19 protein-coding genes and 3 pseudogenes are annotated in these 22,677 nt (G+C 69.0%); 16 read left to right on the forward strand and 6 right to left on the reverse strand.

Annotated features, from left to right (window positions below; all coding sequences use genetic code 11):
- The 3 genes and pseudogenes from AWQ70_RS17325 to AWQ70_RS41250 all read left to right on the forward strand — a co-directional run.
- On the forward strand, positions 1 to 822 hold the full coding sequence (locus tag AWQ70_RS17325; RefSeq protein WP_067177193.1) for a class I SAM-dependent methyltransferase: 822 nt from the start codon (positions 1 to 3) through the stop codon (positions 820 to 822).
- Between the two features lie 194 nt (positions 823 to 1,016).
- A complete protein-coding gene (locus tag AWQ70_RS17330; RefSeq protein WP_169808689.1) occupies positions 1,017 to 1,310 on the forward strand; it encodes a nuclear transport factor 2 family protein in 294 nt (97 codons plus the stop codon).
- Positions 1,310 to 2,191: pseudogene (locus tag AWQ70_RS41250) on the forward strand (LLM class flavin-dependent oxidoreductase); the annotation flags it as partial. The gene AWQ70_RS17330 and the pseudogene AWQ70_RS41250, both read left to right, overlap by 1 nt.
- A 481-nt stretch (positions 2,192 to 2,672) precedes the next feature.
- Here AWQ70_RS41250 and AWQ70_RS37715 read toward each other — a convergent pair.
- Positions 2,673 to 3,297, reverse strand: a pseudogene (locus tag AWQ70_RS37715) (ISL3 family transposase); the annotation flags it as partial.
- 169 nt (positions 3,298 to 3,466) lie between these two features.
- On the opposite strand from AWQ70_RS37715, the gene AWQ70_RS17345 reads away from it, so the two are divergent.
- From AWQ70_RS17345 to AWQ70_RS17365, 6 genes are all read left to right on the forward strand, one after another.
- The gene (locus AWQ70_RS17345) at positions 3,467 to 4,063 is read left to right on the forward strand and encodes an RNA polymerase sigma factor (protein ID WP_067177202.1); all 597 of its coding nucleotides are present in this window, start codon (positions 3,467 to 3,469) and stop codon (positions 4,061 to 4,063) included.
- Positions 4,051 to 5,109 (forward strand): CU044_5270 family protein, encoded by a 1,059-nt coding sequence (locus AWQ70_RS38970; RefSeq protein ID WP_157530122.1) that lies wholly within the window; start codon positions 4,051 to 4,053, stop codon positions 5,107 to 5,109. The genes AWQ70_RS17345 and AWQ70_RS38970 overlap by 13 nt, the downstream gene beginning before the upstream one ends.
- 98 nt (positions 5,110 to 5,207) lie before the next feature.
- Positions 5,208 to 6,080: a hypothetical protein gene (locus AWQ70_RS17355; RefSeq protein ID WP_067177206.1), complete on the forward strand. Its 873-nt coding sequence runs from the start codon at positions 5,208 to 5,210 to the stop codon at positions 6,078 to 6,080.
- Positions 6,081 to 6,325: 245 nt separating this feature from the next.
- A complete protein-coding gene (locus AWQ70_RS17360) occupies positions 6,326 to 9,499 on the forward strand; it encodes a S8 family serine peptidase (protein ID WP_084517248.1) in 3,174 nt (1,057 codons plus the stop codon).
- 461 nt (positions 9,500 to 9,960) lie between these two features.
- Positions 9,961 to 10,086 carry a hypothetical protein gene (locus tag AWQ70_RS42025; protein WP_281197028.1) on the forward strand — a complete coding sequence of 42 codons (126 nt, stop codon included), beginning with the start codon at positions 9,961 to 9,963 and terminating at the stop codon, positions 10,084 to 10,086.
- Between the two features lie 1,215 nt (positions 10,087 to 11,301).
- Positions 11,302 to 11,655 carry a DUF2809 domain-containing protein gene (locus AWQ70_RS17365; protein WP_169808690.1) on the forward strand — a complete coding sequence of 118 codons (354 nt, stop codon included), beginning with the start codon at positions 11,302 to 11,304 and terminating at the stop codon, positions 11,653 to 11,655.
- A 591-nt stretch (positions 11,656 to 12,246) separates the two neighbouring features.
- On the opposite strand, the pseudogene AWQ70_RS37725 reads toward AWQ70_RS17365, so the two are convergent.
- Positions 12,247 to 12,459 (reverse strand): annotated as a pseudogene (locus tag AWQ70_RS37725) (TetR/AcrR family transcriptional regulator); the annotation flags it as partial.
- A gap of 92 nt (positions 12,460 to 12,551) precedes the next feature.
- Between AWQ70_RS37725 and AWQ70_RS17370 the strand changes: the two are divergent.
- Together AWQ70_RS17370 and AWQ70_RS17375 are read left to right on the forward strand one after the other, a co-directional pair.
- Entirely contained in the window at positions 12,552 to 13,643 is a 1,092-nt protein-coding gene (locus AWQ70_RS17370; protein ID WP_218004557.1) for a hypothetical protein, read from the forward strand.
- 584 nt (positions 13,644 to 14,227) lie between these two features.
- On the forward strand, positions 14,228 to 14,893 hold the full coding sequence (locus AWQ70_RS17375) for a maleylpyruvate isomerase family mycothiol-dependent enzyme (protein WP_067177529.1): 666 nt from the start codon (positions 14,228 to 14,230) through the stop codon (positions 14,891 to 14,893).
- Between the two features lie 309 nt (positions 14,894 to 15,202).
- On the opposite strand, the gene AWQ70_RS17380 is transcribed toward AWQ70_RS17375, so the two are convergent.
- Positions 15,203 to 16,063: a helix-turn-helix domain-containing protein gene (locus AWQ70_RS17380; protein ID WP_067177216.1), complete on the reverse strand. Its 861-nt coding sequence runs from the start codon at positions 16,061 to 16,063 to the stop codon at positions 15,203 to 15,205.
- Between the two features lie 158 nt (positions 16,064 to 16,221).
- Between AWQ70_RS17380 and AWQ70_RS17385 the strand changes: the two genes are divergently transcribed.
- Genes AWQ70_RS17385 through AWQ70_RS17400 form a run of 4 tightly spaced genes read left to right on the forward strand, consistent with a single transcriptional unit; the run spans position 16,222 to position 19,683 of the window.
- Positions 16,222 to 17,310, forward strand: coding sequence for an alkene reductase (locus tag AWQ70_RS17385; protein ID WP_067177218.1), 1,089 nt, complete (start codon positions 16,222 to 16,224; stop codon positions 17,308 to 17,310).
- Positions 17,307 to 18,332 carry an NADP-dependent oxidoreductase gene (locus AWQ70_RS17390; RefSeq protein WP_067177219.1) on the forward strand — a complete coding sequence of 342 codons (1,026 nt, stop codon included), beginning with the start codon at positions 17,307 to 17,309 and terminating at the stop codon, positions 18,330 to 18,332. The genes AWQ70_RS17385 and AWQ70_RS17390 overlap by 4 nt, the downstream gene beginning before the upstream one ends.
- On the forward strand, positions 18,329 to 18,904 hold the full coding sequence (locus tag AWQ70_RS17395) for an NAD(P)H oxidoreductase (RefSeq protein ID WP_067177221.1): 576 nt from the start codon (positions 18,329 to 18,331) through the stop codon (positions 18,902 to 18,904). Before AWQ70_RS17390 ends, AWQ70_RS17395 begins: the two co-directional genes overlap by 4 nt.
- A 14-nt stretch (positions 18,905 to 18,918) precedes the next feature.
- Positions 18,919 to 19,683: an SDR family NAD(P)-dependent oxidoreductase gene (locus AWQ70_RS17400; RefSeq protein ID WP_067177222.1), complete on the forward strand. Its 765-nt coding sequence runs from the start codon at positions 18,919 to 18,921 to the stop codon at positions 19,681 to 19,683.
- Positions 19,684 to 20,056: 373 nt separating this feature from the next.
- Here the strand turns inward: AWQ70_RS17400 and AWQ70_RS17405 are convergent, their stop codons facing one another.
- Both AWQ70_RS17405 and AWQ70_RS38975 read right to left on the reverse strand, forming a co-directional pair.
- A complete protein-coding gene (locus tag AWQ70_RS17405) occupies positions 20,057 to 21,460 on the reverse strand; it encodes a phenylacetate--CoA ligase family protein (RefSeq protein ID WP_067177223.1) in 1,404 nt (467 codons plus the stop codon).
- Between the two features lie 168 nt (positions 21,461 to 21,628).
- A complete protein-coding gene (locus AWQ70_RS38975; protein WP_157530123.1) occupies positions 21,629 to 21,775 on the reverse strand; it encodes a hypothetical protein in 147 nt (48 codons plus the stop codon).
- Between the two features lie 271 nt (positions 21,776 to 22,046).
- On the opposite strand from AWQ70_RS38975, the gene AWQ70_RS17410 reads away from it, so the two are divergent.
- The gene (locus AWQ70_RS17410) at positions 22,047 to 22,406 is read left to right on the forward strand and encodes an ArsR/SmtB family transcription factor (RefSeq protein WP_067177225.1); all 360 of its coding nucleotides are present in this window, start codon (positions 22,047 to 22,049) and stop codon (positions 22,404 to 22,406) included.
- Between the two features lie 80 nt (positions 22,407 to 22,486).
- Here the strand turns inward: AWQ70_RS17410 and AWQ70_RS38980 are convergent, their stop codons facing one another.
- On the reverse strand, positions 22,487 to 22,657 hold the full coding sequence (locus AWQ70_RS38980; protein ID WP_157530124.1) for a site-specific integrase: 171 nt from the start codon (positions 22,655 to 22,657) through the stop codon (positions 22,487 to 22,489).
- Positions 22,658 to 22,677 lie beyond the last annotated feature (20 nt).

The following is a 22,677-nucleotide window of genomic DNA, read 5'->3' on the forward strand; positions in this document are numbered from 1 at the left end:
ATGGCCATCACCCTCCCCAACCTCAGCCCCCTGGAGAACACGCTCTGGCTCACCCTGGCGGGCAAGGCGCTCGACTACCAGGCCAAGCGCCCGATCCTGCGCGACAAGACGGCCTACGACATCGTCAGGAAGCTCGACTACGACGCCGGGCAGTTCAAACTCTCCGCCAGCCCCATCGTGGGCATCGCGCACCGCTCCCTGGTCATGGACAACATCGTGCGGCAGTTCATCGCCAGAAATCCCGACGCGGTCGGGCTCGACCTGGGCGCCGGACTCGACACCCGCGTCTACCGTGTCGACCCGCCCGCCACCGTCGAGTGGTACGACGTCGACCTGCCCGGCGTGGCCAAGGCCAGGCAACTGCTGCTCCCCGAGCGCCCCCACGCCCACACCATCGGTTCCGACCTCAACGACCCCCAATGGATCAACGAAGTCCCCGACGACCGCCCCGCCGTGATCATCGCCGACGGCCTGATCGGGTTCCTGTCCAAGGAGGAGCTGGCCACCCTCCTCGACCGCCTCATCCGCCACTTCCCCACAGGCGAAATCTGCTTCAACGGCTACACGAGGTTCCACGTGTGGGCGGCCAAGAAGTACGCCGGCACCCAGTCCGTCGCCCCCTACCTGAGGTCTCCCGGCTTCGACACCCCGCAGGACGTCGAACACCTGGAGTCCCGCCTGAAGTTGGTACGCGAGATCTTTCTGGCCCGCGAGCCCGAGGTCGCCGACTACCCGTGGAGCACCCGCCTGGCCAGCTTCCTGACCGCCTGGAGCACCTCCATCTCGCGGAAGGGCACCGCCGTCCAGCACTACCGCTTCTAGGCCAGTAGTGCTTCCCTGGCAGAGACCCGGGGGCGAACCGCTGGCTCTTGGTCAGCGGGTCCAGGGTTCGACTCCCTGGCAGCGCACCCAGCGGAAAACCCCAGGTCAGTATCACTTACCTACGGGAGAAGGTCGCGCTCTGGAGTCACTACCGCGCGCGTGAGGACTTCGTCGGCAAGCCCGACGTGCGGATCATGCGCCTGGAGGTGCGTGGCGACACCGCGTGGCTGGCCTGTGAGGCCAGGATCGACGAGATCGCGCTGGACGAGGGCGAGCACGCTCCCGACACGAGGAACACGCTGCTGGTGCGCGCCACCGAGATCTACCACCGCGACAACGGCGACGGACTCCCGCGGTGGCGGATGTGGCACACCCACATCAGCCCGCTGCCACCGGAGGACGAGCCCCGGCCGGGATTCAACGACACCATACGGGCGCGCGGCCTCGGCTGGGTGCCGTGGGAGCCGCTCCCCGAGCGGGAGGCGTGATGACCCGCGCCGGCCGTCCTGAGCTCGGCCTCGTGCTCGGCAGCTCGCAGTCGCCGGAGGACATCCTGACGGCCGCCGCCGCGGCCGAGCGCGCCGGCCTGGACGAACTCTGGCTCGGCGAGGACTACTTCTTCACCGGGGCCTTCGCCACCGCCGCCACGCTCCTGGCCACCACCCGGTTGCCGGTCGGCATCGGCATCGTCCCGGCCACCACCCGTCACCCGGCGGTGACCGCGATGGAGGTCGCCACCCTGGCCGGTTTGCACCCGGGACGCGTGCGCGCGGGGATCGGCCTCGGCGTGCCCGAATGGCTGGACGCGATGGAGCTGCGCCCCCGCTCTCCGCTCGGCGCGGTGCGGGACACTCTGCGCGGGCTGCGCACCCTCCTCCGCGGCGGCCCGCTCACCGGCGAGTTCACCTCGTTCACCGCGCACGACATCACGCTCGAACACCCGCCGGCGACGCCGCCACCGCTGTACGCGGGTGTGGGCGGCCCCAAGGCGTTGCGGCTGTCCGCGGCCGAGGCGGACGGCACCGTGCTCTCGGTGCTGGCGGATCCCGACTACGTGCGATGGGCCCGCGAGCGGCTGGCGGAGGCGGGAGCCGACGCCGGCCACCGAGTCGTGGTCTACGCGCTGTGCATGGTCGACGACGACCGTGACGCCGCGCGGGCCGCCTTGCGCGAGCTGTTCGGGCTGTACCTGCTCAGCGGACCTCGCAATCCGATGTCGGAGCTGCGGGGAATCGCCGACGAGGCGGAGGCGCTCGCGGCACGGGGACTCGAGGCCGCGATCCCCGACATCCCCGACGAGTGGCTCGACCGGCTGGCCGTCGTGGGCACGCCAGGTGACTGCGCGCGCCGACTGGCCGACCTCGCCGAGGCGGGAGCCGACGCGGTCGCGCTCGCCTTCCCGGCCGATCAGCCGATCGACAAGGTGCGGAAAGACGAACACCGCGCTGCGCGGCACCACGGTGCCCTCGGCCAGCTCGACTCCGCGCACTCGGTCCTCGTCCACCACCAGCCGCTTGACCACACCGCCGATGACGCGTACTCCGCGGGCGGCCAGCAGCTCGCGCTCGCCATCGGTCAGCGCCAGGGTGTGCGGGAAGAAGACGATGTCGGCCGACCACTTCTGCAGCAGCAGCGCCTGGGACACCGCGCGCGGATGGGTGCCCAGGACGCCGATCGGCTCACCGCGGACCTCGTAACCGTGGCAGTACGGGCAGTGCAGCAGGTCCCTGCCCCATCGCTCGCGCACGCCGGGGATCGCGGGCAGCTCGTCGCGCAGCCCGGTGGCCACCAGCACCCGGCGGGCCCGGAGCGCCGGGCCGCCGGCCAACCGCACGAGGAAGCCGGGCTCCGACACCTTTGCCGAGCAGGTCGTGGACCTGACGCCAGCGCTCGCGGGTGGTCTGGGCGCGCGTGCGTGCCGTCCTGCGGGGGCGGTCCGGCCTTGGCCCAGCAGGCGCTGTGACCGGCGACTTCTTTGCCGACGGCCTCGCTGAAGTTGTGCCACAGGTGCCAGCGGTCGGCGACCTGGACGGCGTCCGGCAGCGCGCGGCGGATCGCTTCGGCATAGGCGCCCGAGCCGTCCCGGCACACGATCTGCACTCCGGGATGGGCTCGCAACCAGGCCTCCAGAACATCGGCCGTGCGGCCGGGCAGGACGTCGATCCGCTCGCGGGTCTCGGCGTCGATCAGCACGGTGGCGTAGCGGTGGCGCCGGCGCAGAGCGAAGTCGTCCACCCCCACCACCCGGGGCACTCGCGGCTGGGGCAGGGGCAGGTGCAGCAGGATGCGCAGCGCGGTGAGCTCGTGATAGCCGTGCACGCGCGCCGTCTCGGCGCCGCAGCCTGGACAGGCGACCGGCCGGTCCGGGGTTCGCGCCCGCACCTGGATCCACCCGCCCTCGTCCGCCACGTCCTCCACGACCAGTGGCGATAACCCGGAGAACACCACATTCACAAGCTCGTTGAGATCATGCACGGCTTACCGTTACGCGACGAGACGTTCCGTCACCACCGAATCTGCGACAGAGCCGTTGGCTGGACAGACCCTTCGCGCCAGGTCGCTTCGATGGCCGCCCCGGAAATCGGCGTGAAGAAAACCTGCCGAGCGGCGAATACTGGGCGACCGTTGCCTTCGGAAGGACGCCATGACTGCACCACCTGACGCCAACGAGGTGATGGAAGACGTCACCGTGGTCGAGCGGTCATTGGATGATCCCGAGCTTTTCGCCCTCCTGTACGACCGGTACTTCAAGGAGATCTACTGTTATCTGGCCGCCCGGCTCGGCAGTGACCTGGCCGAGGATCTGGTCGCGGACGCCTTCCTGCTCGCGTTCAACGGCAGGCGCGGCTTCGACCCGCGGCGGGGCACCGTGCGGTCGTGGCTGTTCGGCATCGCCACGAATGTCGTGGCCCGGCACCGCCGCCGGGAGGGCCGCCGCCTGAACGCGCTCAGCAAGGTGGCAGCTGAGGAGTCCGCCGACGGGCACGAGGACCAGGTGATCTCGCGGCTCGCGGCGCAGGCCAGTCGGCCGGAGCTCGTACGGGCGCTGAAGGGCTTGGCGACGGGCGATCGCGACGCCGTGTTCCTGCTCGTGTTCGGCGGGCTGGGCTACGAAGAGATCGCCACGGCCCTGGACATACCGGTGGGGACCGTGGGGTCCCGGATCAACAGGGCACGCAAGAAGCTGCGCAAAGCCCTGGGCGACGTCGACCCGATCGGGGAGTGGCGATGGACGAGTTGAAGCTGATCGAGGCCATGTTCGCGCAGCCGGAGCCGACGCCGGAGGCGGCGGCGAAGGGGCGTGACCGCTTCCTCCGCCTGACCCGCGAAGCGCAGGCGTCGCAGGTGGGCCGTCCGCGTCGCAGGTGGCCCGCCGTGTTGCTGATCCGGCGCGTCTCCCTGGTCGGTGCCATGGCGGTGATGCTTACTGGCGGCATCATCGTCACCCAGGTGAGTCTGGGTGGCTCCGACCCGCGTACCACCGGGTATCTGGTCGGCGCCCCTCCGGCCGACGCCAAGGTGCTGCTCACCCTGGCCGCGCGGGCCGCCGTCGGCCGGCCCGACATGGTGCCGGCCCGCGGCCAGTACGTTCTTACCAAGACTCTGGCCCAAAACAGCCTGTACACCAAGGACGAGTCGGGCCGGATGGTCTACACCAAGGTGCTGGTCAGCCAGGAACGCTGGGAGGCCGCCGACGTGGGCAAGCCCTGGCTGAGCCGCAGCCAGAACCTGTCGGCCACGGGACCGGCGCCCCGCAAGTACTGGGATCGCGGCGTCGAGGACATCGTGTCCGAGCCGGGGGCCTGTCCCGGTCAGCCGGCCTATGCGCGGCTGGGCGCGTGGCCGACGGACCCTGCCCAGGTACGGGCGAAGATCGTGGCCGACACGGGCGAGGATCCGCTGCGCGTCTGGCGCTCCCTGCAGGATCTGGTCCGTGAGTCCGTGGTACGGCCCAGCCTGGCTGCCGCGTTGTACCAGGTCGCCGCCGAGCTGGACGGCATCGTGCTCATCGGCGAGGCCGTGGACGCCGCCGGCCGCCCCGGCCTGGCCGTCGCCATGGACGAGGGCGACGGCATCCGGTCCGAGCTGATCTTCGATCGGACAACCTACCGGTACCTGGGCGAGCGCACGGTGAACACCAGGGACCGCAAGGTGAAGATGATTTCCGGGGGCGAGTACACCGAGAAGAAGGGCGTGGTGAACGGCACCGCCGTCATCGCCGTCGATCTTGTCCCCGGCTTGCCCGAGGTGTCGCCGAAGGCGTCCCGCATGAAGATCCCCTGCTGAGACTTTTCCCCGCCTGATCCGGCCTTTCCGGCCGTGAGTTCTGTTTCGCATGCCCTCACATCGATCCGGCATGCCCTCAAGGAAGAAGGAGAACATCCATGTTCATCGCCAAGGCGATCGCTGCCACCCTGCTCGCCGGCTCGTTCGGCGGTCTCACCTCGCCACCGTCGGGAGACACTGCCGCGTACGAGAAGCAGACGCAGCTGGAGGCCAAGCGCGTCGTCTGCATGACGGAGCAGGGGTTGGACTACGTGGCCTTCCCGGAGCCCCGGTACACGTGGCAGCCCGGGGAGCAGGAGCGGTTCGCGGGTGACCTGGAGGCGCTGCGGGCGTACCGGACCAAGTACGGCTTCGGTGTCTGGTCGCCGAATGTCTATCCCAAGGACAAGGTCGTCAACCCCGTTCAGCACGAGAACCCGAACAACAAGACGCTGATGTCGCTCTCGGCCGACCAGCTGAAGAAGTGGCGCGCCGCCGACGAGTCCTGCTTCTCCCAGGCGGTCAAGGAGGTGCTGGGCAAGACCGTTACCTCCCAGGAGGACTACTACGACCAGCTCGAAGCGGCGGTGCGGAAGTCGTTGAGCTCCCTCGACCAGGACAAGCAGCTCGCCCGGCTGGGCAAGCAGTTCGCCGCGTGCCTGGGCGTCAGCCGGACCGAGCCGACCGCGCTGGACGGTCTGAGCCACACGAAGATCGTGCGGCAGGCTTCGGACGTCGCCAAGAAGGCGTGGAAGGGCGAACTGCCCAAGGGCAAAACCGTCATCTTCCGCCCGAATCTGAAGCCCGCGCAGGCCAGGCCGTACCTGGACAAGGAGATCAAGGCGGCGCTGAAGGATTTGCAGTGCGGTAAGGACTTCTACCCCGCCTACTCTCCCAAGGCCATGGAGCTCACGTCGCGGGTCTACCAGGAGTTCGGCCGGGAGGGCGCGGCCCAGGCGATCCCATCCCGGATCTACCGCAAGCTCATCTGACGCGGCACTCCCGGGGCGCCGCTCGTGGCGCGCGAGCGGCACCCTACCCGCTGATCGCCCGCGGCGTCCTCGACGAGCGGCCCCCTGCGCCGCGTCCGCCTCCAAGATCACTTGATGACGGAAGGTACGGCAGAGTCGCTTCCCAGGCCATCAGCGTCTCTGCCGCATACCTCCGTACCCGGCCTGTCGAGGCTGCAGCGTCACGAACGCTGTCAATTCTCCGCACATCGACAACGAGAGAGCAGATGAAATTACCCCATACAACCCTCGCCATGATCGTGGCGGGATCTGTCATCGCAGGCGGCACCACGAGCGCCGCGCAGGCGGCCGAGCCGGTATCTCCTGATATCGGGGTGTCGGGCTCGGTGACGCTGCTGACCGGCGACCGGGTGAGCGTCACAGCGAACGGCTACCGGATCGAGCCTGGACCAGGCAGAAAGGATCGTTTCGACGTTCAGCGCCGTCAGGGCCACCTTCACGTCATTCCAGAAGACGCCAAACGGCTGCTCGCCCAGGGCCTGCTGGATGAGCGCCTGTTCGACGTCACGCAGCTGCTCACATGGCGGTACGGCGACGCCCACAAGGCGGACATCCCGCTGATCGTGCAATCCGCCGAGGGGAAGACGGCGCAGACGCTCAGCGGAACGCGCAAGGCCACGGAACTGGCCGGGCTGGGACTGGCCGTCACGAGCGTCTCCAAGGCGACGGCGGGCCAGACCTGGCAGAGCCTGGTCGGCGGCGCCCGATCACTGGCCGCGGGCAAGTCGAAGATCTGGCTGGACGGCAAGCGGCCCACCACCCTCGACCAGAGCGTCAAACAGATCGGGACCCCGCAGGCGTGGCAACAGGGGCTGACCGGAGCCGGCGTCACGGTCGCCGTGCTCGACTCCGGTTACGACGCCACCCACCCCGATCTCAAGGACGTGGTCACGCAGTCGCGGAACTTCTCCGACGAACCCGACATCACCGATGGCGTCGGGCACGGCACCCATGTCTCCTCCATCGTGGCGGGAGCAGGAGAGAAGTATCGGGGCGTCGCACCGGGCGCGAAGATCGCGCTCGGCAAGGTCGGCGGAGAGTACGCCAGCGAATCGGCGATCTTGGCGGGCATGGAGTGGGCCGCCGCCGAGATCAAAGCAAAGATCATCAATGTGAGCATCGGCGGTCCCGACACGCCCGGCATCGATCCGCTGGAACACGCCGTCAACACCCTGTCGGCGCGTACGGGAGCGCTGTTCGTCATCGCGGCGGGCAACGACGGAGTGCCCGGCTCGGTCAGCAGCCCGGGTAGCGCCGATGCGGCACTGACGGTCGGCGCGGTCGACAAGTCCGACCAGCTGGCCCCCTTCTCCAGCCGCGGCCCACGGCTGGGCGATCATGCGATCAAGCCCGACGTGACCGCTCCCGGCGTCGACATCATGGCGGCGGCCGCGCAGGGCACGGCGGACGGCCCGTACATCGCCCACAGCGGCACCTCCATGGCGGCGCCGCACGTGGCGGGCGCGGCGGCGATCCTCGCCCAGCGGCACCCGGACTGGAACGGCGAGCAGCTCAAGGCCGTGCTCATCGGCAGCGCCGCGCCGCAGGCCGGCGCCACGCACTTCGACCAGGGCGCCGGGCGCGTCGACGTGGCCCGCGCGATCGACCAGCAGGTGTACGCCAGTCCCGCGAACATCAGCACGGTCTTCCGCTGGGGCGAATCCGGCGAGCGGCAGGCGACCAAGGAGATCACCTACACCAATGCCGGTGGCTCCCCGCTCACGCTGGACCTCACCGTGGAGGGCGACGTGCTGCGCACCTCGGCACAGCGGGTCGAGGTGCCCGCCAAGGGGACGGCATCGGTCACCGTGACGATCGACGGGACCGGCAAGCAGCCCGGTGATCACCCGGGCACCGTCACGGCCCGATCGGGTGACCTTCTCGTCCGTACCGTCGCCACCGCGTACGTGGAGCCAGAAGCCTACGACGTGAAGATCAGCGCGCTCGGCACCGACGGCCGGCCCGTCGACGCGATCGGGGAGTTCTACAACGGCAAGGGCGAGAGCCTGCGGATGGTCCTTACCGGCGCGCCGGACACCTATCGGCTCGCCGCCGGCGAGTGGAGCCTGTACGTCGACATCTTCGAAGGCGCGCGCATCACGACCACGCACCTGCCGGTGAAGGTCGGCCAACAGGGCGCGGAGATCGTCCTGGACACGCGCAAGGCCAAACCGATCAGGTTCACCCTGGACGAGCCCACGGCTGTCATCAGCGGGTGGACCGAGATGTGGGTGATCAACGGTTCGTGGTACCTCGGCTGGGCCGGAGGCAGGCCCGACCCAAGCGCGGTGTACTTCGTGCTCGGCTCCAAGCAACCCGGCCTGAAGTACGTCACCCGGATGCACTTCCACAAGAAGGACGTCTCTCCCACCCCCGTCCGCTACGACCTGGTGGACGAACGCCACGACGGCATCCCCGCCGACCCCACCTACGCGGGCAGGGTGAAGGACCTCGACAAGGTGACCACGACCTTCCGCGGCGCCGGAACGGCCGCGAAGGGCACCTACTTCGTGGCGAACGCCATCGAAGGCATCTCTGACGGATTCCTGACCCCCACGAACGATGTACCGCTGCCGGGCAAGCTGACGGAATACCGGACGCGAGGCCACCAGTGGTCCAGCGCTCTACGCATCGGCGAATCCATCGTCACGGGGACCAAGGGACCCACCGGCGACGGCCGCGACCGGCAGACATGGGGCGTCGCGGTGAGCGGCCCGTCCTTCGCCACCGTGGGCGCCTGGCGAGAGGGGAACACCATGACATTCGACGGCGCCCGGCTGTTCTCCGAGGGCGCGCCCGGCCGGGTCGGCATGGACGGCGCGGCCACCGGCACCGTCAGCCTCGCCAAGGGCGGCCAGATCGTCTCCAAGATCGACTACACCAGGTGCGGGCCGTGGGAGATCGATTCCTGCCGGTTGACCGCCGGCCTCCCGCAGGAGCCCGCCACGTACACGCTCAGCGCGACGGCCAGCCGCCAGGTGCCACACTCCACGCTGTCCACGAAGGTGGAATCGACGTGGACGTTCCGCTCGGCGAGCACTGCCAAGCGGGAAGCGCTCGCCCTGGCGGCGATCCGCTACGCCCCGGAAGGGCTGGACGAGTACAACCGCGCCAAGCGCGGATCGACCACCAGGCTCCCGATCTGGATCGAACGCAACCCCGACGCTTCCCCGACGGCAGTGAAGTCCATCCGTCTGCAGATGTCCGCCGATGACGGGGCGACCTGGCGCGACATCCGGATCAAAGCCAACGGCTCGGGCTGGACGGCGCAGCTGACCAACCCGCGCACGGCAGGCTTCGTCTCCCTGCGCGCCACGTCCACCGACACCGCGGGCAACACCGTCAGCCAGACCATCCACCGCGCCTACGCGATCGGATAACCCTCACCCAGGGGCGGCCCGTTTCTGGCGTATTCCGGCCGCCCCCCTCAACCAGGCGGCGCACCAGCGGAACCAGTTGCCTCTGCTGGATCAATGGCTCCCCGCCGGTGATCACCACGAGCGCTGAGCTTTAGAGGCGATTATTCTCCGCTTCCTCTGAATTGTTCATTGATTTGATGTGCAGGGCGCCATCCGCTGGGGTCCGCCACCGCCAGGTCCTGGATCGGCTGCATTCCCGATTCAGCGGAGGGGGTGATCGCGGCCAGCGCGACGGACCTGCCACGGTGGTTAACTGCCACGGCGAACCGCCACAAGCGGCTGGGGCGGGTGGAAGACACTCAGACGTTGCTGTAGCTCACCAAGTCCCCGCGGAATTGAGTGAATACGGGAGGGGACATTCACAGCATTCCACCGCTGGCGGCCGGTCCAGCGTGGTATCGGGTAAATATCACGCTGGGCGGATGGACGGCGTTGCCAACGACATGGACATCTCGGACGAGACGATCGACTTCCTGTTGCAGATACGGTCGAAGACTCCGATCCGCGTGTCGTCAAGAGTGCTGGCGCTACCCTCCGGTAGCGGCTGACAGCTGGACAGCCGTGGCGACCGAGCGTTGGGAGAGCAAGATGAATGCTGAGACGGCGGACTTGCTCTTCGAGGTGGTCGAGCGGCTGGAGAAGAGCATCGTCGCTCCTCGGCACGCTCATCACTCGCAACGTAAGTCTGGCCAGGCATGGAAGGGGGGTCGAATGAAATTTCTTAGGAGATCGCATGAGGTGCCGCCACCTTCGGCGGTGATAGTAATAGCTGCTAAAATGGCGCATAGAGCTCAGCTGGAAGTTCGGCGAGCAGCGCTGGACTTGCAGAATGACAAGATGGGCTCTGGGGCGGCATGTCAAGAGGCGTATCGCCGGATCTATGCGCTGGCTGATTTGTGCCACTATTTGATTCGGCCTCTTGGGCTTTCGCGGGGGCGCCAGAGGGAGGATGATGTGCCTGGTGCTCTGGCCTACGCTTTGGCGGCTTCTACTTCGGTTCGGCGTGCTTGGATGATTGCCCTCTTTGAGGAAGAGGGATTTGAGTACGGCTTTCCGGGGAACTGGCCGATGTCGTAGCCGCAAGGTTCGCGCTTCGGGTCAGGCGAACAGCCCAACGAACTCATGCTCTCGCATCCGGCCGGACGCTTTGATCGTTCATGCGGTGGCGGGCGCGGACTGTGCTGTTGTGGCGCCAGATGAGGGGTTTGGCCTCGCCGGGTGCCAGGGAGTCGGCTGGGCCGTTGAGGATCTCCTGGCGGGATGTCCGGGCGATGGCGACTCGCTGGTGGTAGTCCCGGAAGGTCTGCACCTCGCCGTCGCCGTCGGCACGGCTCGTATGTCGCGCTGTGGATCTCGGTGTAGGCCATGCCGTGGTAGTCGTCCTCGCCGAGCCGCGCCACTTCCAGGGCCCAATGTCTGAGGAGGACCGGTGCGGCGCGGAAAGTGAGCAGGCCGCCGATCCGGTCGATCCGGATGTCGTATGGGTGGGGGTCGGGCCACAGTTCCCGCCGTCGCCGTCGCCGTCGCCGTCGCCGTCGCCACGAGCCGTCGTCGTGTGCGTTTCGCATGTGCAGTTTGAGGCGGTCGCCTCATTCCGGACGAATCGTCACTACGTTCCAGCGTGCTGGCATGCCGTCGCCATGGCACTCCACCGCGGCCGGTGACCCGACGCAATCAGCATGCTGCCATAAGGGACGAGCTCTATGATCAGTTCGTCCTGATCGTTGAGATTCGGAGAAGATGTCAATCTCATGCGCCGCGCCATGGTCCTTCTGGGGGGCGTCGCCCTCGCCGTCGGCGCGTTTGCCCTCTTCTACCGGGGCCCGGGACAACCGTTCATTCGTGGTTACGTGAGCGACGTCGGCGCCACCATGCTGGTCTACGCGTTCTTGGGGCTGCTGTGGCGCACCACCGCCGCACGTCGCACCTTGGCCACGGCCGCGATCGCCACCGCCGTCGAGCTCTACCAAATAGTCGGCATGACCCCGCCAGGCATCGGCGGAGTCCTGGTCGGCGCGTTCCCCGACCCATGGGACCTGGTCGCCTATGCCATCGGTGTGGTCGCGGCCCTGGCCTGGGAACGCCGATTGGTTCGATCCGGTGATCAGACCGGCTGACTCTCGGACGCCACCCCACCGGCACTCTGCGGTACGGGTGCCCCCACAGTGGTGGGGTCATCGGGTTCGTCCAGCGCGGCGGCCAGCCATCGCAAAGCAGGACCACCGTATGTCAGGACAAGCCAGCGCATCGCGTCGCGTTTCTCTTGATCGCGGTCAGTCATTGTCGTCCTTCCAGGAGCTCCGGTAGTAACGGCAAGATCAAGAGATACGTGGCCATCGATCAGGGTTTCCGATGTCCGCCGATCGGGGCCCTTCTGGCCATCCGCCTGGATTCACCTGTCCGTCGACCTGGAGTTTTTAGATGGCCGCCTACACCCGGATCCGACCGTTAGATGACGATGACATCGTGTTCATCCCTTCGCTGCGGCTCGGAGGGGGCGGGCGCGGCGCTGGGGGAGGGGGCGGACCGCCTCAACTGTGAACTGCCGAGCGCAAACGGCCTGGTCCGCCAGGGTGTCTGCCGTTTCCCTTCAGCTGGGTCCCTCGCCGGGGATTCGAACCGGGTGCCAACGCAGATCTTGCCTTGGGGGCTGCTCGTTGAGTGACAAACTGAGTGACAATGCATCCGGACGCCTGAGGACGTCGACGGTCGTCGTAGATCTGCTTGACCACCTGTTCCAGCAACTCATCCTTCCCGGTGAAGTGGTAAGTGATCACGCTCTTGCTGATCTGAGCGTGCTGCGCGATCCGCGACAGCGATGCTTGCGCGTAACCGACGCTCACCACCGTTTCGATGGCGGCGTCGATGATCTGTCTCCGGCGGGCCTCTTCGATGATGGAATTTCGCTTTCGGCCAGTCACCCTGACACGTGCAACAACGCCCCGCCGCTCGTTCGGTAGTCCCGGCGCACAGGCCACATGCACCATCCGAGGCGTGTGAAAACATGCGAACTGTGCCAAACGACGCTGTGCACGGGAGTTCCAACCAGTTCGTCGCCCGTCTCATGGCCACCGCCGCCGCTCCGCTGGACCCCGCGTCGGCGGACGGTCCACAGGTATCGCACTGGCCAGGGCGCAGGCTGCTGGTGCAGCGCGGGGACACCGAGTTGGCTGTCCGCGACCTGGACGGGGAGGGGACGGAGGTCCGCTTCCCCGCGCCTTGGCCCCGCCGGTACGGCTCGGTGGCGGTCTCTCCCACGGGTGATCTCGCCGTGTTCGCCGGCGTGCACGCGTTACGAGCCGTGGATTCGACCGGCGCCGTGCGGTGGGAGAACCGGCACGGTTGCTGGTCCGCCGCCGTGTGCACCGAGGCCCATGCCTCGTTCTCGGAGTACGCCGACGACTACCACCACAGCCACGCGGACAGCGGCTCGGCGGCATTCTCCTCGGACGGAAAGCTCCTCTGGGCCCACATCCGCAACCACGCCGGGAGCGACACCAACGAGGAATGGCTCATCCTCGACCCCACCGACGGCACGGTGCTGACCCGGGCCGAGACGATGACCGTGGGATCGGGCTCCTACCACTTCCCCCATCCGAACCCGGCGTACATGGGGCTGACGGTCGGCGAGGGCGAGGAGAACTCGCCCGTGCTGTGGGGACACTGGGACGGCGCGAACCTCACCGTCCAGCGGTTCGTCGAGGAGGTCCTCCTCGCCGTGAGCCCGTCCGGGGAGCACTTCCTAACCACGGACCTGGGGCAGTGGACCCTCTACCTGCACCGGGCGAAGGATGGCATCGAACTGCGGCATCTGGACGCCGACGAAGCCGTGCCCCTTCCCTCAAGCTCGGACGACGACCGCGTTCGTTGGGACTACGAGGCGGCGGCGTTCCCCTACGACGACACCGCCGTGGTCGGCACCGAGGACTACGCGGAGGACCCCCGCCACTGGCTTGTCGACCCACGCACGATGGTGGTGCGCGGCCGGATTGCCTACCCCTTCTCTGTCTCGGGATCTCCTCGATCAGCGGGGCAGGCCGCCTGGTACACGGTCTCCAAGGACCAGACCACCATCCACCTGTGGAACCTGCCGCACCGGGAGTGAGTCGATGGGCTCCACGCCCAGGCCCTGGCACTCGGCGGACGCGCTGTCGCCACCACCCTCAATGCCGGGAAGATATCGACCAAGCAGCGTTGCAGCACTCGCCGCGGTCAGCCTGACCGCAGCAAACGGGATCATGGTCACCGCCGCCCGCATCCGCGCCCTCCTGCGACAGCAGCGTCACCGGTCGGCTTCGGTACCAGTGCATCCACAGGCGCATACGTCCGCGTCCGGGACGTGAGCACCAGAGCTGGGTGTGCGTCAGCGCCAACGACCGGCTCCGGCCGCAGGCCTGCGGACCACCTGATCGACCTCAAGAAGATCACCGCCTGCGAACTAGCTGGTCAACCTCATGAAGGTCGTTCAGTCGCGTAAGGCAAGTAGGCTGCCTGAGGGCCGTCGGGGGAGCCGCATCAACGCTGCGCGGGCAAGGCGGAATGTCGGGGGACTGTGTCAGGTGAGCAGAATGTCCCGGAATTGCCGCTCATGAGCGACGAGTTCGCCTCCTGACGCAAGTCTTCACCTCCGACCATCCAAACCATCCAGACCCGAGGACTCCCGTGATCTTCGACAAGAGGCCGTCCGGCATGACCGATCCAGAACCAAAGGGAAGGGGCACTCGCGCAGCCAGCATGTGGCCGCTGGTGCATGCCGAGCGAGCGGCCCTATCGGCCGACCTGACGGATCTGACCGACGAGCGGTGGGCGACGCCGTCGTTGTGCACGGGGTTGACAGTGCGCGAGGTGCTGGCCCACCTCACCGCAGGGGCGAGCCTGAACGGTGTGCGGTGGCTGGCGGGGGTAATCCGCTGCCGGTTCGACTTCGACAAGCAGGTCGCCATGCGGCTGGCCGAGCAGCTGGGCGCGAGCGCGGCCGAGACGCATAACAGGTTCCGCCACGTCATCACGAGCACCACCAAACCACCTCTCCCGGTCATCGCGATGCTGGGGGAGACGATCGTGCACGCCGAGGACATCAGGCGACCGCTGGGCATTCGCCACGACTACCCGATCGAGACGCTCACCCGAGTAGCCGAGTACTACCGGGGCTCGGACCTGGTCGTCGCTGCCAAGAGACGGATCGTCGGCCTACGACTCGTCGCCACTGACGGCCCTTTCACCACAGGTTCCGGCCCGCTGGTGTCCGGCACCACCCTGGCACTGGTGATGGCCACGACCGGACGCTCGGTCTACTGCGATGATCTTGACGGTGACGGCGTCGAAATCCTGCGCGATCGGCGCGACATGACATGACCCGGGGGCTCGAAGGCTGCCCAACCGGTTGTCTCGTTGTCGCACGAGCGGTGCCCGCTGCGGGCACAACGGGCGCACCGCAGGTCAGGGCCCAGGATCTAGCATGGGCTGCCTGGACGCCAGGGCTTCTGCTTGGCCAGCCGTGCTCCCCTCGCTCGGCATCCCAGAACACTCCGTAGTTGCCGTTCCCCGCCGATGTGGGTGTGGCCGGGTGCCGGGAGTCATCCCGGAGGGTGTCCCTCGCGCCCGCTGGGGATGAGTTGATCACGGCTTGGGTTTCGACTGCCGTCGCGACGGACTGCGGCGTTTTCAGGTGAAGCGCAGGCCGGGCGTGGAGAGCGAGGCGAGGTGGCGCATCCGTTCGTGGGAGGTGGTCCCCGGCCGGGCCGAGTAGAGGAGCAGGCCGCGTACGTGAGGGTCGTCGGGAAGGAGCACGCGCCGGTAGTCGAGTTCCACAGGCCCTACCAGCGGATGGTGCAGGACGAGGTTCTCGCCGCCGCTGGACCACTCCTCCACCTCATAGGCCTGCCACATGCGCTCGAAGTCCGGGCTTTGCACGCGCATCGCCGCGATGTGCCCGCGCAGACGTTCGTCGTGGGGATAGCGGGCCAGACCTGTACGCAGGTATGCCACGTTCGCCCGGGAAAGCCGCTCCCATGAGTCGCCCCACCGCTGCCGGGCGGCCTCGTTGAAGAACAGCCAGTGCGACACGGTCCGCCGGCTCGGCGGGGCGTCCAGCCCGCCCATGAGCTCGTCGAGCAGCGGGTTCCAGGCCAGCAGCTCGGTGCGGCGTCCCATCAGCGCCGCCCCGGTCAGCACCATGGAGTTCAGCAGGCCGAGCAGGCTCGGGCTGACGGAGGAGCTTTCGTTCGTCCCGGACTCGTCGAGCGAGCCGGGCCTGGCCAGGCGGTGCAGGTGCGCCCGCTCGTCGGCCGTGAGGTGTAGTGCGGTGGCGATCGCGTCCAGGATCTCGGCTGATACGTTGCGGCGCTGGCCCTGTTCGAGACGGGTGTAGTGAGTGACGCTGACCCCCGCGAGCTGGGCCAGTTCCTCCCGGCGCAGCCCCGGCACGCGCCGCTGCCTGCCGTAGCTGGGCAGTCCGACCTGCTCCGGCCGCAACCGTGCACGCCGAGATTTGAGGAACTGGCTGAGTTCGCTCTCCACATCCACGGCAGGGACAGTACCTGACCCGTCGAAAGTGGTCTATTTCCGGCGCTGGTCCTGTCCTGGCTGGTCATCGGCTGAGTAGTCAGAGCGGGGGCCTTGGTACGCGTCGCGCCGTTGCCCAATCTGGCTCGTATTCCGATCGTCGAGAAAGGGACGACGTAGTGGACCTCTTCGAGGAGTTCTTCCAACCCCTCACGCTGGGCAAGCTGGAGCTGCCGAACCGGCTGGTGATGGCGCCGATGACGCGGAGCAGGGCGTACGGCGGGCTGGTTGACGACCTGACCGCGCAGTACTACGCCCAGCGCGCGCAGGCGGGTCTGATCATCACCGAGGCGACCCAGGTGAGCGAGATCGGCCAGGGCTACATCCAGACGCCCGGCCTGCACAGCGACGAGCAGATCCAGGCGTGGCGGAAGGTCACCGACGCCGTGCACGCCGCCGGCGGCGCGATCGTGGCCCAACTCGTGCACTGCGGACGGATCGGCCATCCGGTCCTGTACGCCGGCGGAGCCGTGCCGGTGGCACCCTCGCCTGTTGGGTCAGGCGAGGTGCTCTTCACCCCTGATGGGCTGCTGGAACATCCGGTGCCCCGTGAGATGACCGGTGACGACATCGCCCGCACCATCGCCGACTTCGCCGACGCGGCCAGGAACGCCGTCCAGGCCGGCTTCGACGGGGTCGAACTGCACGGCGCGAACGGCTTCCTGCTCCACCAGTTCCTGGCCGACGGCTCCAACCGGCGCACCGACGGCTACGGCGGCTCGATCGCCGGGCGCATCCGCTTCACCCTGGAGGTGGTCGAGGCGGTGGCCGCCGCCGTCGGCCCGGAGCGGGTAGGGCTGCGGCTCTCCCCGGGGATCACCTACAACGGGATCGCCGAGAGCGACACCGCCGACCTCTACCGTGCGCTGGTGCGTGCGCTGGCGCCGACGCCGCTGGCGTACCTGCACGTGTCCGAGACCATCACCCGCGACGTGACCTGGCTCATCCGCCAGGAGTGGCCCGGCGCCCTGCTGCTGTGCCCGCACCCCACGGCCGACTCCTTCCCCGCCACGCCCGCCACTGGGGCGGCCGCGCTGCGCGAGGGAGCGGCCGACGCGATCGCGCTGGCCACGATGTGGCTGGCCAACCCCGACCTGCCGGCCAGGATCCGCGCGGGCGGCCCGTACAACGAGGCCGACCCCGGCACCTTCTACGGCGGCGACCACCGTGGCTACACCGACTACCCGACTCTGGAGGACCTCGCATGACCACCACGACGAGATTGACCGGACGTGAGGTGCGGCTCGTCGAGCGCCCGCACGGCGAGCCGCGCCTGGACCAGTTCGCCCTGGTCCACACCGAGGTGCCCGAACCCGGCGACGGCCAGGTCCTGGTGCGCAACCTGTGGATGTCGGTCGATCCGTACATGCGCGGCCGGATGGACGACGCCCCGTCCTACATCCCGCCCTTCCGCCTGGGAGCCGCTCTGGAGGGCGGCGCGGTCGGTGAGGTGATCGCCTCCCGCGACCCCGCGATCCCGGCCGGGGCGACGGTCTCACACTTCCTGGGCTGGCGCGACTACGCCGTCCTGAACGCCCCTGACGTCACCGTCGTCGACACCACGCTCGCCCCACCCGCGGCCTATTTGGGGGCGCTCGGCACCACGGGCCTGACCGCCTACGCCGCGCTGACCCGGGTGGCTCCCGTACGGCGCGGCGACACGGTGTTCGTCTCGGCCGCGGCCGGCGCGGTCGGCATCGTGGCCGGGCAGCTCGCGCGTCGGCTCGGCGCGGTCAAGGTGATCGGCTCGGCGGGCGGCCCGGACAAGGCCGCCCGGCTGGTGACGGACTTCGGCTTCGACGTCGGACTCGACCGGCGCAAAGGCCCCATCGGCCCGCAACTCGCCCAGGCCGCACCGGGAGGAATCGACGTCTACCTTGACAACGTCGGCGGCGACCATCTGGAGGCGGCCATCGACGCGGCCCGCATCGGCGGCCGGTTCGCATTGGTGGGCGCGATCAGCCAGTACAACGCCACCGAGCCGGTCCACGGCCCGCGCAACCTCTACACCGCCTACAGCAAGGAGCTGACGCTGCGCGGGCTGCTGGTCAACTCCTACTTCCCGCTGTTTCCCGAATGGATCGAGCAGGCGGCGGGCTGGCTCGCCGACGGCTCGCTGCGCGAGGAACAGACCGTCGTGTCAGGGCTGGAACAGGCCCCGGCCGCACTCCTCGGCGTCCTGCGCGGCGCCAACATCGGCAAGATGCTCGTCCGGCTGGAGGAAGGGTGACGGCCGGTGAGCACGCCCTGATCGTCTTGGCCCATCCCCGGCCGGATTCCCTGACCGCGCAGCTGGCCCACCACGTTCGTGATCGGCTCGGGCAGGCCGGGTTCAGCGTCGACGTTCTGGACCTGCACGCCGAGGGCTTCGATCCGCGGATGCAGCCGGTGGACGAGCCGGACTGGGCTGATCGCGACAAGGTGTACTCCCCAGAGGTCCAGGCGCACTTCCGGCGCCTGGACAGCGCGGGGATGATCGTCGTGGTCTTCCCTGTCTGGTGGTTCGGTCTGCCGGCCGTCCTCAAAGGCTGGGTCGACCGGGTGTGGAACTACGGCCTGGCCTACGGCCGTGCCGAATCGCGGCTGCATGGCAAGCGGATGCTCTGGCTCGGCCTGGTGAGCTACACGCAGGAGCAGTTCGCAGAGCGCGGCTGGGACGAGCCGGTCGCCCGCCTGCTGCGGGAGGGCATCTCCGAATTCTGCGGCATCACGCACGCATCAGCCCATTTCATCTACGACTCGCTCAACGCGGGCGAGGCGGCGTTCACATCCGCCGACCTCGCGCTGCGGGCGTTCGCCTGACACGAGGAGACCTCATGGACCTGCAGCTTGCCGGCAAGACCGCTGTCGTCACGGCGGCCAGTGGCGGCATCGGTGGAGCGGTCGTGCGCGCCCTGATCGCCGAAGGGGCCAGAGTGCTCGGCGCCGACCGTACAGTCTCCGACCAGCTCAAGCGGACCAGCGCTGTCACCGTCGAGGCAGACCTGCTCACCAGCGACGGAGTCGAGGAGCTGCGGCGGGCCGCCGAGAGCGAGCTCGGCGGCGTCGACCTGCTCGTCAACGGCGTCGGCGGGTTGGCGGGCCTGGACCTCGGCACCCTGCCCGACCTCACTGACGAGACGTGGCAGCGGGCCTTCGAGCTGAACTTCTTTGCCGGCGTGCGCGTCACGCGGGCCCTGCTGCCCCTTCTGCGGGAGGCGGTGGTCAACGTCTCCACCAGCGTGGCGCACTGGCCGTCGTCCGGCCCGCACTGGTACGGGGCCTCGAAAGCCGCACTCAGCGCCTTCAGCAAGGGACTCGCCGATGAGCTGGGCCCACGTGGCGTCCGGGTCAACACCGTCTCACCCGCCCTCATCCGCACCCCCTTGTGGGACGAGTACGGACCTCGCGTCAGCCAGGCTCGCGGGAAGGACTTCGAGCAGCTCATGAGTGATCTGCCCGGGCAGATCAACGTCACTCTGGGTCGCTGGGGCACCCCGCAGGAGGTCGCCAACGTGATCGTCTTCCTCGGCTCCCCGGCTGCGGGCTATGTCACCGGCAGCGACTACGTGATCGACGGCGGCCTGCTGAAGGTCCTGTAGAGCCCGTCGGGGGAGGGCGGGAGCTGACGCTGCAGTGACGGCCCGCCCTCCCGATAGGGGCGATGCTGTGCGCGCCACGCGACTGCTGAAGTTCTACACGCAGCACGGCCGGTTCCCGCGCGGACGTTCAGAACTGCCGGACGACGTGGTCGAGCACGTGGCCAAGCAGGTCCAGGTGCCCGCCTCAGAGCTCGGCTTCTACGAGTGGATCCGCTCCTCGCGCAGCTGCTTGAGCATAGGCCAGGAGGTCGGGCAGCACGAAGCCGTCTCCGTCCGGCGGAGGGGGCGGGGCGATCGGCCCGCCCTTCGATGTGGGCCATGGGGGAACGACAGTGATGGGCGGCCACGGTGCCGGTGGTGTGGCGTGTGGTGGTCAGGGGCGTGCGGAGCCGGCCGGGTCCCTGCCGGTGGCGGGCAGCGGGATGACGGCGCGTACCTTGCCGCCTGTGCTGTGCTGAATCGGCTCGGTGGCGCGTTCGAGGCGCACATGACCGAGGCCGTGGCGGGCCAGCAGGTCGCGCATGCGGGCCTCGATCTGGCGCCAGAGGGTTTCGGGGTCGCTGCCGGGGGCGGGGTGCAACCGGATGCGCAGCGTGGCCGGCGCGGTTTGGACGATCTGGAACAGCTCCAGGCCGGGCACCGCTTCCAGCAGCGTGGCCAGCGGCAGCGGGGCGAGGGTGATCGGCGCCTGTTCCCCCGCGGGGCCGGGGCGGGGGAAGGTGAGCAGGTCGGCGGCGCGGCCCTGGACGCGGACGGCCGGGCCGGGGTGGCCGCATGGGCACGGATCGGGCCGGAGCAGGACGCTGTCGCCGAGGTCGTAGCGCAGGATCGGCTGCACGTGGTTGGCCAGGTTGGTCAGCAGCACGGTGTGCGATGGCTCGCCCGGCGCCACCGGCCGGTACTGCTGGTCGACGGGTTCGAGGATGGCCCAGTCGGCGTTGAGGTGCATCCAGCCCTCGGAGCAGCCGTAGGACAGGAACGGGCACTCGTTGCAGGCGTAGCTGGTGCGCACCTTCGCCCCCAGCGCGGCCGCGATGCGTGCGTACTCGCCGGTGGGCAGGCCTTCGGCGGTGAGCATCACCAGGGCGGGGTTGATGTGCAGCCGTCCGGCTTCGGCCTCGCCGGCCAGCAGCGCGCCGATGCTGGCGTAGGGGGCCAGCACCGCCGGGCGGAAGGCGTTGAGTTCGGCCACCAGGTCCTGCAGCGGCTGGTGCACGCTGAAGGCGGCGACGCGGGAGCGGCCGCGCAGCCGGGCGGCGGCCACGGTGGAGGCGAAATGCCCGCCCTCGGGTATCACCAGCGCCATCCGGGCGCCGCCGCGCGCGATGCGGGCCACGTCGCGCACGCCCAGCCAGCCGGTCAGCATCCGGGCCATCATCACGGAGGTCACCGCCGTCGCGCGGGCGTCTTGCAGGAAGATGCCGTGTGTGCCGGTGGTGCCGGAGGTGGTGGACAGCGTGTAGCGGCCGGCGAACGGCTGGCCGATGCGCGCCGGGTCGTCGGCGAAGGCTCGTGCCTGCGCCAGGGTGACGGCCGCATCGGTGACCCAGTCGTCGAAGGCGGTCATCAGCTCGCGCTTGCTGGTGGGCGGCAGCGGGGCCAGGTCGGCCACTCCGGCCGGCAGGTCGCGGTACAGGTGCTGGTAGTAGGGGGAGCGGGTGCGCGCCCAGGCCACGAGCTCGGTCAGGCGGGCCCGTTGCCGGGCGGCCATCGCCTGCTCGCCGCCCGCCTTGGCGGAGCGGGCGTCGGCCAGCAGCCGCAACGTGGAGGTGTTCATGGTGCTGTGGTGTCCCTTCTGGCGGCGCCGTGACGCCGCTGCTGGTGGTGGTGATGATGGGCCGGGCGTGGCGCGGTAGGGCAAGGCCCGGCAGGCGCGTGGCCCGGCAGAAGTCACGGTGTCGGTGCCCCGGGCGTCTACCGGGGCGCGGGCTGAGCGGCGCTGCTCTCAGTGCCCGGGCGGCGGAACGGCGCGGCGAGGCTGGGCACCTGGTGCCGGCGGCGGCAGATGGACGCCCGCCACGCGGGCGCTGAGCGCAGGCAGGGTGAGCAGCGCGCAGGTCAGCAGCGGGCGCAGCGGCTTGGTGGGAACCACGTGGAGAAGTCCTTCCCGGGCGGTGGACAACCCGGCCGGGCACCCACGGGGAGGACTCGGCCAGGCATGACTGCGTGGCCGAAGGTCTCGTCCACCGGCCGGTGACCGGTCCCCGCCGCCGGAGAACGCGAGGTTCTCAGCGTGTCGACGTGCGGGCGTTGCGGACTACTCCCCTTCGGAGTGCCCCTATCTTCCATATATTTCGGAAATCGCGCAAGTGTCGAAACGTAGGGTGAGCGGCAGGCCGTCGACGCGAGACAATGGACAGACGATGTCGACCTCCCCCGCTCCGGGTTCACCCGGCGCCGAGCACCCACCGCCGACCCCGGCGCAGATGAGGGCGGCGGCCGAGACGTTCGCCCTGCTGGCCAGCCCGGTACGGCTGCACCTGGTGTGGCTGATCACCCACGGTTCCTACGACGTCAGCACACTGGCCACACACGCGGGCATCAGCATCGCCACGGTCTCCCAGCACCTGGCCAAGCTCCGCCTGGCCGGCCTGATCAGCGCAAGCCGGGACGGCCGCCGGACCTTGTACGCGGTGGAGGACCCGCATGTGATCACGCTGATCCGGCAGATCTTCGATCACATCGCCCCCGACGGAAGCCTGGCACCCGATCCTCCCCGGTAGCCGCGCCCCCGAGCGCTGCGACGCCAGCCCTACCGCAGACGACCCGCCCCGGGCGTAATGCGCCGGGAATCAGCACCGGTTCACAGGTCCTCGATGTAGCCGGCCGCGATGTCATCGGGCGGGTTGGTGTACAGGCGCAGGTAGCGGTCGTTGGCCTGGCCCAGGCGGCGTTCGAGCTCGGCCCGGTTGTGCCCGGAGGCCTGCGAAAGCTGGCAGGCGAAGGTATGCCGGGCGTCGTGCGGCCGCGGCACACCGAGGGGGCAGGCCGCCC

Source organism: Microtetraspora niveoalba (genome assembly GCF_001570405.1).
GTDB classification, from domain to species: Bacteria; Actinomycetota; Actinomycetes; order Streptosporangiales; family Streptosporangiaceae; genus Microtetraspora; species Microtetraspora niveoalba.